Here is a 15,677-nt window from a genome sequence, read left to right as displayed (position 1 = left end):
GCTATCTCCCTGAACTCTATACTCCCGACTCATTGCTATTCTGATTTCAAAGATTTTACCGGATTCATTAGTGCAGCCCTGATAGTCTGGTAACTGATTGTAAGCAAGGCTATTGTTATGGCTATCATACCTGCCAGCGCAAATACCCACCATTTTATGTCAATATGATAAGCAAAGTCTTGCAGCCAGTTGTGCATGGCCCACCAGGCTATCGGAAAGGCAATGAGAGCTGCTATCAATACCAGTTTTACAAAGTCTTTTGTCAGAATCACAATGATGCTACCGATACTTGCTCCTAAAACCTTGCGGACACCTATTTCCTTTATACGTTGCTCGGCTGCATAAGTTGCCAGACCAAACAACCCTAAGCAAGCAATCAGAATTGTGAGTATTGCTACAATCAAGAAGATGGTTTGCTGTATCTGGTCTTGTTGATAGAATAAATCCCATTGCTTATCCAAAAAATGGTATTCAAACAAATGATCGGCATCTATGCTGTGTAGAATATTATCCATCTGCTTGAGGGTCTGGCTGATATTATCTGAGTTAACTCTGCTGCTGAAATAATCAATACTTTGAAAAGGATTATTTCGAAACCCTAATATCATGGGGGAAACGGACTGATGTAATGACTGGAAATTGAAGTCTTTAACTATACCTACCACCCTTACATTAAACGAAGCATCGAGTTTTTCGATACTACCACCATAATCAACACTCGGAATCTCAATTATCTGGTTTGATGCCTGTGTAATACCCAATTGTTTAGCAGCACTTTCATTAATAATAACAGCAGTAGAGTCAGTTGTACCTGTATTAGTAAAGTTTCTACCCTTTACTAACTGAATATCATAGGTTTTCACGAATTGGTCATCTATGCCTAAAAAATACATATCCTTACCTTCTAAGGAGGTAATATTCTCATTTTTCGCCCGTACTTTCACCAGATTTTTCCATTCACCGGGCACACGAGAGCTAACTGATACATTTTTTACCTGAGATAGTTTAGCAAATTCTCTTTTGATGGTTTCGGCACCACGTCTTACTTTACCACTATTTATATCTACTATTACTAACTGATCTTTCTTAAAACCCATATCTTTTGTGTCTATATATCTCATTTGAAGATACACTATGGCAGTAGCCACTATCATAATAATAGACAGAGAAAACTGGAAGATAACAAGCAGGCGGCGGATTGAAAGACTACCTTTACCTACGTTGATTTTATTTTTCAGCAATAAAATCGGCCTGATACTGGATTGAAACAAAGCAGGATACATCCCTGACATCAGACTGGCTACTACTACAACAATACCTACACCAACCCAGATACGATAATCTGTATTAAAATTAAGTGTGAGTTCTTTATGGGTAAAATTATTGAAGTAGGGTAACAATGCCTGCACAACCAATAAGGCTAAGAATAACGCAATGGCTGTCATCATAAATGCCTCGGCTATAAACTGTTTAATCAGGTTTTCGCGAGTAGCGCCTGCTGTTTTACGTACGCCTATTTCTCTGGCACGGTTAGCAAACCTGGCTGTTGTAAGATTCATGTAATTGATGCAAGCAATCACCAATACAAAGACTGCCAGTACAGCAAAAATATAGATATAGGCAAGGTTACCTCCCGATGCTCCCTCAAAATCGTTTGAGTAAAAATGAATGTCTTTTATCGGCTGAAGCGAATAGGTGTACTTATCTTTTTCGTCAGATGAGCGTTTAGATTTTATTAACTGGTTGAGCTTTGACTCCAGACTTTTCGGTTCAGCTTTTGCGTCGAGCAAAAGATAGGTCGTAAAGTTATCAGAACTCCAGTCTGAACTGATGAAATCACGGAAACGCTTACCCGTAATACTTGACTCCGAAAAAACTATATTGAATGAAATATGCGAATTGACAGGAATATCTTTCAGAACGGCTGTAACTGTATAAGGAAGAGAATCGCCGTCTACTTTAATCGCTTTACCGATTACATTGGTAGAATTAAAGTATTTCATCGCAGATTCTTCAGTGAGAACTACTGAATTTGGAGCAGTTAAAGCCGTCTTTCGGTTGCCTGACAATAAATCGAAGTCTAGCACCTCTAAAAAATCGCTATTGGCAATTGAATAATTTTCATAAAAAACGTTCGTATTTTCCTGTGTCCCTACATTGGTTCTACCCGAGGTAGTAAATCTGGCTGCTTTTATGATTTCCGGAAAAGTAGTTTTCCCGGCCTCTGAAATCTGATAGGCTACACTGGCCACTTTAGCCTCTTTGCCTTCAGCAGAGACTTTTTTATTCACTAACCGATAAATATTATCGGCATGGGTATGAAAACTGTCGAATGTCAGTTCATCAAAAATGTATAAGGCAATTAAAAGAAAGCTGGTTAAGCCAACCGTTAAGCCAAAGATATTGATGAAAGAAAACACCTTGTGTCTCATCAAATTCCTCCAGGCGATTTTGAAATAGTTTTTTAGCATAATTTTGTCAGGTTAACGAAAAACGGAGAAAGGAAAAAGGATTGAAAAAATCCCTTTTCCTAATCTATTCTAATTTAAAAACTCTAATATTTAAAAAATCCTTTCTCCGTTTTCCGTCTCCTTTCTCCACTATTCTGTCTTCAACGATTTAACCGGATTCATCAGGGCTGATTTAATAGCCTGATAACTTACTGTCAATATAGCAATCAAAATAGCGATTACACCTGCTAAGGCAAAGACCCACCATTCAATATCAATACGATAAGTAAAATCTGTGAGCCATTTGTTCATTAGCCAATAAGCTATCGGACTGGCAACAAGCAAGGCTACTACCACTAATTTGATAAAATCTTTGGTTAGCAGTGTCGTAATACTAAAAACCGATGCTCCCAATACCTTTCTTATACCTACTTCTTTAGTGCGTTGTTCAGAGATATACGTTACAAGGCCAAATAACCCAAGGCAAGCAATCAACACCGTAAGAATAGCAAAAGTGATGGCTATTTTACCAACTCTCTGCTCGGCACGATACATCTGGTCAAAGCTTTCATCTAAAAAATTATAGCTGAATGGCATTTCAGGAGCCATAGCTCTGTATTTCTGTTCTATTTTATTGACCAGTGCTTTCAAGTCGTCAGTACGCACTTTAAATGCCATTGACCAGTTGCTTCTGCCCAAACGCATACTTAAAGGCCCGATGGTTTCATGCATAGAAGAAAAATGAAAATTTTCAACTACTCCAACTATTTCATAGGTTATATTCTGACCAGAATTGGGTGGCCCATCTGAAGTGTACAATTTTTTTCCAATCGGATTTTCATAACCTAATATCTTTGCGGCTGCTTCATTGATAATAATGCCGCTTGAATCAGCACCAAATTGCCTGGAGAAGTTTCTACCTTTTACAATTTTCATTCCCAAAGTAGGAATATAATCATAGTCTACCCTCCATACCTGCATATTGAAGCCATTTTTCATATCCATTACAGCTTCTTTAGAAAAACTGTTATCATTACGGGAAGAATTGGATACCGGTAGATAACCTGCATTAGTACCGTTCTGAACACCAGCCAGCTTCATAACTTCATTTTTGAAAGATTCAGATTTCTGGCCTAAGGCACTTGTCCCATCAATAATTAAAACCTGATCTTTGTTGAAACCTACATTTTTGGTCTGAATATAGTTTAACTGCCGATAAACAATAATGGTGCTTATAACCAGAAATATTGAAGTAAAAAACTGGAAGGTCACTAAAGCATTACGAAAATTACTTTTCTGGAATCCGGCATTTATCTTACCTTTTAGCACAACAATCGGTCTGAAAGAAGAAAGAAAAAATGCAGGATAATACCCTGCTATTATACCCACTGCCACAGGTAATAATAAAAGCAAAGGTAAAGTTTTTAATGAGAACAAGGTGCTAAAAGTAAACGACTTAGCGGCCAGATCATTAAAGTAAGGTAAGATAAGCCAGGTAAGCAATAAGGCTACCACAAAAGCAAGATAACTCATCAAAGCCGACTCCGCCATAAACTGACTCATTAAAGTACCTTTGCCAGTACCTAAAACCTTGCGGATGCCTACTTCTTTAGCCCGATTGGCTGAACGGGCAGTTGAGAGATTCATAAAGTTAATACAGGCCAATAATAGCACAAACAAGGCAACTGCCGAGAAAATATAAACGTATTGTATATTTCCATTCACACCTAATTCAGGGAATCTATCAGATTTCAGATGAATATCAGTAAGAGGCATTAAGCTATATTCTAATTTATTGCCCGACTTCCTAAATTCCTCAATGCTGTTCACCTGCATAAATTCTTTGGCTTGCGGAACCACATATTTAACAATTACCTGTTCTAATTTTTTTTCAAAGGCCTTATAGTCAGTTCCTTTTCGCAGAACAATATAAGTATGAAAATTATGGCTCAGGAAATTCCCGAAACCATAATCCACATTATCCATTGAGAAAATCATATCAAAATGAAAATGTGAGTTCTTCGGAATATCCTTCATTACTGCCGTAATATTATAGAGTGTCTTTTCCTGAATCCCCACTTCAAGGCTCTTTCCTAAAACATCGGTATTACCAAAATATTTTTTTGCAGTACTCTCACTAATAACAACCGTGTTAGGCTTGTCTAAGGCAGTTTTAGGATTACCAGCAATTACAGGCAAAGTAAATACATCAAAGAGTGTAGAGTCGGCATATACAACGTCGTTTTCTGTAATATACTCATTACCCTTTTTTACAAACTTAGAGCCTTCGCTGGCATAGAATCTTACATATTGTTCTACTTCAGGATAATCTTTTTTCAGTACAGCTCCGGCGGGGTCAGCACTTACAGCGAGGCGTAAATCAGTTCCACCGAAACGTATATCGGCTTCAAGGCGGTAGATCCGGTCAGCTTTTTCATTAAATTTATCGTAGCTGAGTTCATCAATCACATATAAGCCAATCAATATAAAGCTGCTGAAACCAATAGCCAGCCCTGAAATGTTAATAAGCGAAAATGTTTTGTTTTTCAACAAATTCCGCCAGGCGATTTTCAAGTAATTGCGTATCATAATTTTTTAGGAGAATGGAAAATGAAAGAAATGAAGGTAATCTAACCCTGAAGTTTTCCTCAATTTTCCTTTATTGGTTTATGTTATTAATAATATCTTTTACGATACTTTAGATGCAAAAAAAGGCTACTAAGTTGCAGTAAATCAATACATTTCACTTTCTTTTTCATTCCACCATCTCCAAGCCCTATCACCAATACCTTTATTCTGTTTTTAAAGATTTCACCGGATTCATCAAGGCCGCTTTGATTGATTGAAAACTGATGGTGATAAGTGCTATTATGAGGGCTGAAATACCTGCTGTCAGGAACACCCACCATTGTATATTAATCCGACTGGCAAAATCCTGAAGCCATTGATTCATAACCAACCAGGCAATCGGAAAAGCAATTAAGGAAGCAATGATTACCAGTTTCAGAAAATCTTTAGATAGTAGTACCACAATACTTGAAATACTGGCGCCTAATACTTTTCGTACCCCAATTTCTTTGGTACGTTGCAGAACATTGTAAGAAGATAAACCCAAAAGCCCTAAGCACGCTACAAAAATGGCCAGCATGGCAAAAAAACCGAATACTTTTCCGAACAGAATATCTGATTTATACTGGCGGTCAAAATGCCTGTCCAGGAAGAAATAATTGAATGGGTCATTCGGAAAATAGCGATTCCATAAGCCTTGAATTTCAGCCAAGGTTTTGCTTACATCTGTTGTTTTCAATTTAATAGAATGAAAACCCCCATTTTGAAGGTTTATTCGGGCTACCATCGGGTTAACCGCTCTCTTCAAACTTTCCTGATGAAAATCTGCCATTACCCCAATTACCTTTACGGTATCACCACCTACTACTACGTTTTCATTGATAGCTTTCTGTGCACTTTCTATACCCAAAGCTTTTACGGCTGATTCATTCAGCAATATATTTTTGCGATGCTGGTCTTCTCCAAATTTTTCAGAGAAAGCTCTGCCTGCTACCATTTTCATATCGTAAGCCGGAACGAAATCATAGTCCATCGACATGATATACATAGTTGTATTAAATTCCTTAGGTTTGCGCATCCATCTTGCGCCATTTGTCCAATACACTTCATCGCCAGGCACTGTAGAAGAAATACTGATATTTTCAGCGCCATTCAGTTTTAGTATATCATTTTTAAATGGTTTGAACGAAGATTGGAATACTGAATCCCTAACAGAGCTTGCTCCTTCCAGTACCAGTGTTTGTGCAATGTCAACGCCCAACTTCTGATTTCTCATATAATTGATTTGCTGATACACCACGATAGTTCCTATGATTAATGCAATAGAAGCCGAAAACTGAGAAACAATCAGTATCCGCCGCATAGATACCCCACCAGTCAACCTTGGCATAATACCTTTCAGTACGATTATTGGCTTTACTCCTGACATAACAAAGGCGGGATACATGCCTGAAAGGAAAGTACCTGCCACAAAAACAAGTAACATAATGAGCCAGAAACCTACATTATTGCTAAAATTGAAAGCAATCTGCTGCTCTAAAAAATTACTGAAAGTTGGCATGGCAAAGTGAGCAACGGTAAAAGACAGTGCTAATGCCGAAAGATTAAGAATCAGGCTTTCCATCATAAACTGACCAACCAACTGTTCTCTTAAAGCACCCATTACTTTACGCACTCCTACTTCTTTTGCACGTTCTAATGAACGAGCAGTGGCAAGATTAATATAGTTTGTCCAGGCAATAGCCAGAATAAAGAAAGCAATCAGAAACAACCACGATACAGCCTGTCCATTGCCATTCACTTCTGCCTCCTGATTAAAGTTGGCATATAAATGAATATCAGTCATTGGCATCAGGTAAGCTTCGGTTTTACGATTGCTCTTAGGATCTCTCTTTGAATTAATATAGCGGTCACACAAAGCCGGAAGCTTTGCTTGTACCTGCGCTATAGTCGCATCAGGACGCAGCTTAAAATAGGTATAGAAATCATACCAACCCCAAGCCGTTTCAGTAGCGTTTTCTGTATCACCCTGCTCTTTAAGGTATTTCCCAAGCGTGGAATATGAGACCAGATAATCAATTATAAGATGAGAATTTTTAGGATAATCTTTAAAAACACCTGTCACCTCAAAGGCACGTGCATTTCCCAAACCATTCACTTTTAAAACTTTACCTATAGGATTTTCATCAGTAAAATACTTTTTCGCATAGCTTTCTGATAACATTATCTTTTCAGGCGCATTTAATGATGTGGCAGGATTCCCCTTTACCATCGGTATTGAGAATATTTTCAATATGGAAGGGTCGGCAAAATACCCTTTTTGCTCATTGAACTTGATATTACGCGCCTCGTTGGTAAGTAATACATTGGCATCAATCAGCCTACCGGCTTCTTCAATCTCCGGAAACTCTTTCTTCATGGTCGGCGCAAAAGCTGGAAAAACCGTGGCAGATTTCCAAAGCAATTTGCCCTCATTATAACTATCTATACGTAAGCGTGCAACTCTGTCGGCATCCTTATGAAATTGATCAAAACTACGTTCATAATTCACATATTGCAAAATAAGCAGACAGCAGGTCATACCAATAGCCAGGCCGAAGATATTGAGTAGTGTAAAGCCTTTCCTTTTCAAAAGGTTTCTTAAGGCGATTTTCAGGTAATTGCGTATCATAGTTTTACAGGTCAATGAAAAGCAGAAACGAGAATGGAAAGTTGAAATTTCACATATCCCATATTAGTTTCTTCCTTATTAGTTTAAGTTAAGATTATTAATACTTACAAAATACTCGGTACAAAAAGACTTAATCGTTGCAGAAAAAATCGTATTCTTTTTTCTTGATTAATTCTCCATTTTCCTTTCTCCACCTATTCCGCTTTCAACGATTTCACCGGATTCATCAACGCTGCTTTGATGGCCTGATAACTTACCGTGAGTATCGCAATGGCAACCGCCACGATACCTGCCACTACAAAAAACCACCATTCCATATCAATTTTGTAGCTAAAATCCTGTAGCCATTTATTCATAAAATACCAGGCTATCGGGCTTGCTACAACAATAGCTATCACTACTAATCTGATAAAGTCTTTTGTAATAAGCGTAGTAACACTAAAGATTGAAGCACCTAATACCTTACGGATACCGATTTCTTTTGTGCGTTGCTCGGTAGCAAAAGAAGTGAGTCCATATAACCCAAGACAGGCAATCAACACTGAAAGAATTGAAAAATACAGGAATATTTTAGAGAAGCGAGCTTCTGCTTCATATTGCTCACCCAGTCTTTTATCGACAAAATCATACATAAAAAGTGCATCAGGAAAATGTTTTTTCCATTCACTTTCAATCACAGCAATAGCCTTTTGTGCCTGGTTCATATCAATTTTCAGTATTACACGGCTAAAGGTTTCTCCGCGTAACAACATCGCCATTGGCTCTACTTTGTGTTGGAGTGAATTAAAATGAAAATCTTTTACAATACCAACCACTTTCCCTTTTCTGCCACTCATAGCAAAAGGCTTACCTATACCTTTGTCAGGGGTTTCCCAACCATATGCAGCCACGGCTGCCTCATTCAGAATATAATTTTGTGTTGAGTCAGTGCGGGAATCAGAAGGAAATTCACGAGAGAAATTCCTTCCGGCTATCAGCTTGATACCCATGGTATTCATATAGTCATAATCAACCATCAGCCTATAGGTGTTCGACCGTATCTCTTTTCCCTTATTATCAATTGTTTGAGTCCCATTATTGCCCATGCCTCCAACCAGAATACTATTTGATGTAGTCATGCTTTTTATATATGGGTTTCTTAATATGTCATTCCTGAAACCTTCAATACCCTTAAATACTTCTTCATTCGGATATGCCGTTACTGTCAGAAGAGCATCTTTGTTAAAGCCTAAGTCTTTATTCCTGATAAAAGACATTTGAGAGTTTATAACCAATATACCTACAATAAGCACTATTGTAACCGTAAACTGCATAACAACCAAAGATTTTCTTAACCATACGCCCTTGCCAGAAGTAGCAAAAGAACCTTTTAAGACTGTCGTAGGTTGGTATGATGAAATAAAAAAAGCAGGGTAAATACCGGATAGTACACCTAATAACAAGGCAATACCTGCCATAAATGCTATCAGTTCAGTAGAATTGAAGAGGCTGATATCCTTATTAGTAATCTGATAAAAAACAGGTTGAAGAAAATAACATAAACACAGCGCAAATACCAAAGAGCTTACTGCCAATAAAACAGCTTCAAGCAGATACTGTCCTACTAACTGGCTTTTTAAAGCTCCCATTACTTTTTTCACACCTACTTCCCTGGCTCTTTGTACCGAACGTGCCGTAGCCAGATTCATGTAATTAATACCTGCGATCAATAAAATAAATAAACCAACCGTGCCAAAAATATACAAGTTTGTCAGGCTACCAGTAGGGTTAATCTCATACCTGCGATGCGATTTCAGATAAATGTCTGGTAATGCCTGTAAAGAATAATCTGCGCCCCATTTACCACCATATTTACTCGATAAAGGGTCAAGATGTTTTGCTTTAAATTGAGGAAATTTGGCTTCAAAAGCCTTAGAATCACTTCCTTTAGTAAGCATCACATAAGTATAGTAACTATTGTTCCCCCAAACATCATCTGAGTAGTAGCTACGGCGGTCAAAAGCAATTAATGTCTCAAAAGAAACCAGAAAATTGAACGTAAAATGAGCGTTCTTAGGCGCATCTGGTATTACTCCGGTTACTTTGTATGGCACACCTTTTCCGGTGCTGTCATATAAAACGAAATCAAGCGTTTTACCAATAGGGTCTTCATTCGGGAAGTATTTTTGCGCCTTGCTTTCAGTTAATACAATGCTATAAGGTTCTTTTAAAGCTGTTTTGGGGTCACCTTTTGTGAGTTTATAACTAAATACATCAAAGAAAGAATGGTCGGTCAGTAAGATTTCTTCTTCAACAAACTGCTGATTTCCTTTTTTTGCTATGGCATCGTTTTCATCAAGACGCACAAAGTTTTCAACTTCGGGATAATCATTTTTTAACGCCGGCCCCATAGCCGCACCCGTAACAGCCTGTTCAAAAACTTCAGAGTCAGAACTTACAGTACCTACCACCCGATAGATTCTATCGGCATTTTCATTAAAACGGTCATAACTCCATTCATCTTTAACCCAAAGAACAATAAAGGCAAAGCAGGTCAGACCGATAGTTAAACCGAGAACATTCAACAAGGTGTAAGCCTTATGATTGATAAGATTCCGAAAGGCGATTTTCAAATAGTTACTTATCATATATTTGTACGGGTTAGAGCAGAGCAGGGAGCAGAGGGAGTTCTATACCATGCCCTCTGCCCTTTGCTCCATCCTATTCTGTTTTCAAACTCTTCACCGGATTAGCCAATGCAGCCTTAATGGCCTGATAGCTTACTGTCATTAACGTAACTATTAATGCCACTACCAGCACTAATAAAAATACACCCACACCAATGTCTATTTTATATGTGTAGTCGTTTAACCATTGTGTCATACCATACCAGGCGATAGGTGAGGCAATGGCACAAGAAATTATGATTAGTGTTACGAAATCTTTTGAGAGTAATCCCCAGAGATTGGCTACGCTGGCACCTAATACTTTTCTTACACCGATCTCCTTTCTACGTTGTTCGGCCATAAATGAAGCTAAACCAAACAAGCCCAGACATGAAATAAAGATGGCCAGAATCGAAATAATGGCTGCCAGATTACCTATCAGTTCTTCGTAGTTGAATTTTTTCAAATATTCGCTGTCGGCAAACTTATATGAAAATGGGAAGCCCGGATTGTATTTATCGAAAATAGGTTGAATACGTTTAATGGCTTGAGCACTCGAAACATTCGGGTTGATTCTTATATTAATAAAGTTTACCCAGTCTTTTTCAAATACGATAGTCAAAGGTCTGATATCGCGGTAAGGAGACTCCATCATGACATCAGATACAACCCCTACTATCTGGCGGTTTTGACCGTTCCATTTCACCATTTCTCCTACGGGATGTTTCAGTCCCATGCGTTTAACAGCAGCCTCATTCAGAATTACTCCGGTAGAATCAGTCGAAAATTCTCTTGAAAAATCCCGACCTTCTTTTAATTTAACACCTATTGTCTTTACATAATCAAAATTGGTAGCAATAGTATTAAAAATGGCTGATTTGTCTTCTGGTGTTGAGCCTTTCCACTCCCAACCGCTATTATTGCTATAGATGTCGGTTGGAGGTGAATTGGATTTGCATATAGAAGATACCACGCCAGATGCAAGCAATTCGTTTTGAACTGACTGAAAATTATCACCCAGGTCTTTAGACCATTCTACTGAAATAAGGCCCTGGCTATTAAAACCAATCGGACGGTTCTTGGCATGTTGTACCTGCTGATAGATAATCGCAGTCCCAATCATCAATACAATTGAAAAAGTAAACTGTATTACTACCAGAATTTTGCGCGGCAAAGAGGCACTCTTGCCTACATGCACTCCACCCTTAAGAATTTTAACAGGGTTGAATGAGGATAGATAAAGCGCAGGATAGCTTCCGGCTAATAAGCCTGTAAATAAGGTAAAGCCTAAAATAATTGCCCAGAAAACAGGATTACCAAACTGAATAGTCATCAGTTTTTCAGTCAATTTATTAAAATAAGGCAAAGAAATTGCTACCAAAACAATGGCTACTAACAAAGCCATAACTGCAATCAGGATAGATTCGCTCAAAAACTGGCTGATTAATTGTTTTCGGGCTGAACCAACAGCTTTGCGAACACCTACTTCTTTGGCACGTTTTTCTGAACGGGCCGTACTCAGATTCATGAAATTGATACAGGCAATAACCAAAACGAAAATACCGAAAATACCAAAAAGTTTTACGTATTTGATGAATCCACCTGAAGGTTTTCCATCTGTAAAATCCGAATACAAACGCCACTCTGACATTGAGTGAATGAAAACCTCCGGCTTAATGCTTTTTTGCATTAGCTCATTATCTTTAAAATGGTCTAATACTACATTCTTGATTTTAGCATTCGTTTTTTCAGGAGTTACCCCATCTTTCAACTGTACGTAAGTCTGGTGTGAATTATTACCCCAGTTAGTTTTATGAAATTTAGCAATCCAATCATAAACTTTTTCCTGTAAATGCCAGGGTAATAGATAATCGAACTGAAGAGTGGCATTCTTGGGTTGTTTTTCAACTACAGCTGTTACTTTCAGATTCATTGTATTATCTACTCTCACCACCTTGCCAACAGGGTCTTGTTTACCAAAAAGGGCCTCGGCAGTTTCTTCTGTCAAGACAATTGAATAAGGTTCTTTCAATGGATTCTTATCTCCATTTTTAACCTTTAATGAAAACATATCAATAGCCTCATCACCAATATAATGACCATATTTCAGGAATTTCTGATTACCTACCACCAATGAACGGGTACTTCCCCAGTCACACATGGCTACCGCTTTGAAATCAGGGTACTTAGTTTTCAACTCCTCTCCCATCGGATAAGGTAAGGCATCTTGTGTACCCCTGCGCCCATCAAAAGTCTGGTGCATTTTTACCTGATAAAGTGTAGCATAATTGGCATGATGCTTATTGGCGGACATTTCATCGTTTATCCAAAGACCAATCATCATTGCAACGGCCATACCTACTGCAAGACCAAAGACATTAATAAATGAGTAAACTTTGCTCTTAGCAAGATTCCTCCATGCGATTTTCAAGTAATTGCGTATCATAATTTGTACGAGTAATGGAAAATAAAAATTAGAGAATGGAATAAGGAAAAGTTTTCTCGAGCGGGGTACTCCGTTCTCCAAGTTATTCAGCTTTTAAACTCTTTATAGGATTAGTCAGTGCTGCTTTGATAGCCTGAAAACTAATCGTAAGCAATGCTAAACCGATAAGACCTGCACCTACTATTACACATACAGGTAATGAGATTACATTATTATTATAGCATCTAAAGCCATGCCAAAATCACAATATCTTTATTATCAGCACATTACATCCGATTGACAATAAAATCCTGTCCGAAAATGGACAGGATTTTGTACAGTAACGGACAAGCACTGCTGATAGACTTTATCATGATTCTTATCTATGATTTTTATAGATATTTTGCGCCAAACTTATACTATGATTATAAAATCAACTATAACAATTCGCAACAAAAAATCTCAGGCATAAGTAACTTTCCTTTAGTGGCAGGGGGCGTTTAGTTATCCTTCAAAAACTCTGTGGGATTTGCCACAAAAGCTTTATACAAATGCCAGGAAACACTAAAAATTGTCATTAGTACCAAGCCAGCAAGTGTTGCCACAAGTGGCAGAAACGAAACTTGCGATTCAGGAGTAACCTGCCCGAAAATAGCTTTGGTCAATAAATAAGAAATTGGTACGCCGATTATGAAAGCAATGCCTATAGCAAACAAAAACTCTTTTACAATCTGATAGCCAATGTTTCCCATTCCAGCGCCAAGTACTTTCCTGACAGATATTTCTTTCATTTTCTTACTCAATATCAACAATGCCAGACCAAAAATACCGGTAATAGAAACGATAATCATGATAAAAGAAGCGGCAGAGAGTATCTGAATTACTTGTGTAAAACCATAATAATAATTATCAAACACAGTATCCTGATAATAATAATCGAATGGCACATTTGGGAAAGCCTTTCTCCAAACGCTCTCAGCAATTAAATGCGCTGTATTTAACAAACCTTTTTCGGTTTTCACGTAGGCATACTTAACCTCTTCCTTACCGCAACCCATCAACATCAAAGGCTGTATGGTATGTTCAAAATTTTCGTAATGAAAATCCTTCATTTCACCTACAATTAGGTATTTTTTGTTTTCATATTCAACTGTTTTTCCAATGCCTGTTTTCCAGTTTAATCGTTTCAAAAAAGTCTGATTCACTAAAACCGAAGTCGTTTTATCAGTTTGATAGGCATCACTCAAATCCCGCCCGTTTATAATACTGATACCCATAGTATTCGCAAAATTTGGCAATGCTTTTAAACCCTTGATCTGATAGTCTTGTCCCTCAACTTTTATCACCATCTCTTTAGCCCATTCCAAAGGCAATGTAGTGCCTGATAAAGATTGTACCTTAACATTATTCCTCAATTCAGAATTCAATACATCAAAGCCATGCTCAACATCAAGTTTCACTACTACATTATTTGTTGGGTCATAACCCCACGATTTTGCTCTTGAAATTTTATTCTCTTGCACAAATGCCAAAGCCATAGAAATACCTAAGAATGTAAGGAAAAACTGAAATCCTAATAGCATTTTCCTGAACCGATTTTTGCTTCCTAAAGCCATGCTTCCTTTTACAATACTGATAGGCTTAAGCGAAGAAATATAAAATGAAGGGTAAGCAGCCCCTCCTAAAACGGTAAGAATAATCAAGGCAAGAAGGGTCATCCAGATATGGCTATTATTCAAGAATTTTTGAGTCAGGTCAAAACCTGCAATTCGTGAAAACCAAGGTAAAAAGAGCATATTAGCTAATAATAAACCGAAACCAACACCAACTGTGCAGAGAATTAAGTTTTCTAAAATAAACTGAAAAATGATTTGTTTTCTATTACTCCCCATCACTTTTCTTACCCCAATTTCTTTTAAACGATTGGAGGCAGAAGCTACAGCAATATTCATAAAATTGAAGCAAACGAGAAGTAAAATAGCGATAGCTATTGATATGAGCATCACCAAACCAATGATATGTGTATTGTTGAATCTTGTAGAGCCTAATTTATAAGAATGAAGATTCATCGTTTTCAAAGCCTGAAAATGATATTTCAGAATTTTATTATCCTTATTGGCTGCATTATAAAGGTTCAGGTATTTTTTGCTTTGAAGTTCATTCGGTAGGCCCGAATCATCATTTTCTGTTTCAATGAAAGTCATATCAACATTCCTGCTCCAGTCATCATTTATATTAATACCTAACGAAGCCATCTTCTGGAATGGAATCAAAGCAGAGAAATAAAACGATGTTTCAAAAGGTCTTTTTTCAAAGACACCTTTTATTGTGAAATTTTCAACAATTTCTCTCCCGTTTACATTAAATCTCACATTCAGGTTCTTACCTACTGTATTTGCTTTTCCATAAAGCTTTTCTGAAAGTTCTTCGGTAAGAACAATAGAATTAGGTTCAGTAAAAGTTTTAGTATTACCCCATTTTACCGGAAAATCAAACATATCGTAAAAAGAATCATCAACAAAACTGATACTTTCTCTGAAAACATTATCTCCTTCTTTGATGATAGACTCCTCAAAATCAATCCGTGCCGAATTTTTTATTTGCGGAAACTCATTTTTTAGCATTTCGGCAATTGGAGCAGGAGAATCACCTCTGAACTCTTCGTTCCCATCTTTCAATGCTATCTTTTCTACTACATAGAGCTTGTCAAGTTTTGAATGGAAAGTATCCTGAAAGAAAGACCAATCTAAAAAAACGGCTACAACCAGACAGCAGCCTACGGCCAATCCAAGTCCACAAATATTAATAATGGACGATAATCTGTTTTTGAGAAGATTACGTAAACCAAGTTTTAAGTAATTGCGTATCATAATTTATATGGGTTAGTGCAAAGGGCAGAAGGCAAGGGGCAGAGGGGA

At 37.5% G+C, this 15,677-nt stretch carries 7 protein-coding genes; 1 reads left to right on the top strand and 6 read right to left on the bottom strand.

What is annotated here, in order from left to right:
* Positions 1 to 35 precede the first annotated feature (35 nt).
* From H1R81_RS10755 to H1R81_RS10735, 5 genes are all read right to left on the bottom strand, one after another.
* Entirely contained in the window at positions 36 to 2,471 is a 2,436-nt protein-coding gene (locus H1R81_RS10755; RefSeq protein ID WP_181840711.1) for an ABC transporter permease, read from the bottom strand.
* Between the two features lie 129 nt (positions 2,472 to 2,600).
* Positions 2,601 to 5,039: an ABC transporter permease gene (locus H1R81_RS10750; RefSeq protein ID WP_181840710.1), complete on the bottom strand. Its 2,439-nt coding sequence runs from the start codon at positions 5,037 to 5,039 to the stop codon at positions 2,601 to 2,603.
* A 202-nt stretch (positions 5,040 to 5,241) separates the two neighbouring features.
* Entirely contained in the window at positions 5,242 to 7,689 is a 2,448-nt protein-coding gene (locus H1R81_RS10745) for an ABC transporter permease (RefSeq protein ID WP_181840709.1), read from the bottom strand.
* Positions 7,690 to 7,883: 194 nt separating this feature from the next.
* On the bottom strand, positions 7,884 to 10,316 hold the full coding sequence (locus H1R81_RS10740) for an ABC transporter permease (RefSeq protein ID WP_181840708.1): 2,433 nt from the start codon (positions 10,314 to 10,316) through the stop codon (positions 7,884 to 7,886).
* A 73-nt stretch (positions 10,317 to 10,389) separates the two neighbouring features.
* Positions 10,390 to 12,780, bottom strand: a complete 2,391-nt coding sequence (locus H1R81_RS10735; protein WP_181840707.1) for an ABC transporter permease — start codon at positions 12,778 to 12,780, stop codon at positions 10,390 to 10,392.
* Between the two features lie 300 nt (positions 12,781 to 13,080).
* Here H1R81_RS10735 and H1R81_RS10730 point away from each other — a divergent pair, with 300 nt between their 5' ends.
* A complete protein-coding gene (locus tag H1R81_RS10730) occupies positions 13,081 to 13,263 on the top strand; it encodes a hypothetical protein (protein ID WP_181840706.1) in 183 nt (60 codons plus the stop codon).
* Here the strand turns inward: H1R81_RS10730 and H1R81_RS10725 are convergent.
* A complete protein-coding gene (locus H1R81_RS10725) occupies positions 13,260 to 15,629 on the bottom strand; it encodes an ABC transporter permease (protein WP_181840705.1) in 2,370 nt (789 codons plus the stop codon). The genes H1R81_RS10730 and H1R81_RS10725 overlap by 4 nt on opposite strands.
* Between the last annotated feature and the right edge of the window lie 48 nt (positions 15,630 to 15,677).

The organism is Emticicia sp. BO119 (assembly GCF_013912375.1).
In the GTDB taxonomy this organism is placed as follows: domain Bacteria; phylum Bacteroidota; class Bacteroidia; order Cytophagales; family Spirosomataceae; genus Emticicia.
Note: the sequence above shows the minus strand (reverse complement) of the source record. Positions and strands in the feature narration are given on the sequence as shown.

Bases quoted from the DNA above. Each gene is read 5' to 3' on its own strand.
- H1R81_RS10730 (WP_181840706.1), top strand. From the start codon at position 13,081: ATGGACAGGATTTTGTACAGTAACGGACAAGCACTGCTGATAGACTTT.
- H1R81_RS10735 (WP_181840707.1), bottom strand. From the start codon at position 12,780: ATGATACGCAATTACTTGAAAATCGCATGGAGGAATCTTGCTAAGAGC.
- H1R81_RS10745 (WP_181840709.1), bottom strand. From the start codon at position 7,689: ATGATACGCAATTACCTGAAAATCGCCTTAAGAAACCTTTTGAAAAGG.
- H1R81_RS10755 (WP_181840711.1), bottom strand. From the start codon at position 2,471: ATGCTAAAAAACTATTTCAAAATCGCCTGGAGGAATTTGATGAGACAC.
- H1R81_RS10750 (WP_181840710.1), bottom strand. From the start codon at position 5,039: ATGATACGCAATTACTTGAAAATCGCCTGGCGGAATTTGTTGAAAAAC.
- H1R81_RS10725 (WP_181840705.1), bottom strand. From the start codon at position 15,629: ATGATACGCAATTACTTAAAACTTGGTTTACGTAATCTTCTCAAAAAC.
- H1R81_RS10740 (WP_181840708.1), bottom strand. From the start codon at position 10,316: ATGATAAGTAACTATTTGAAAATCGCCTTTCGGAATCTTATCAATCAT.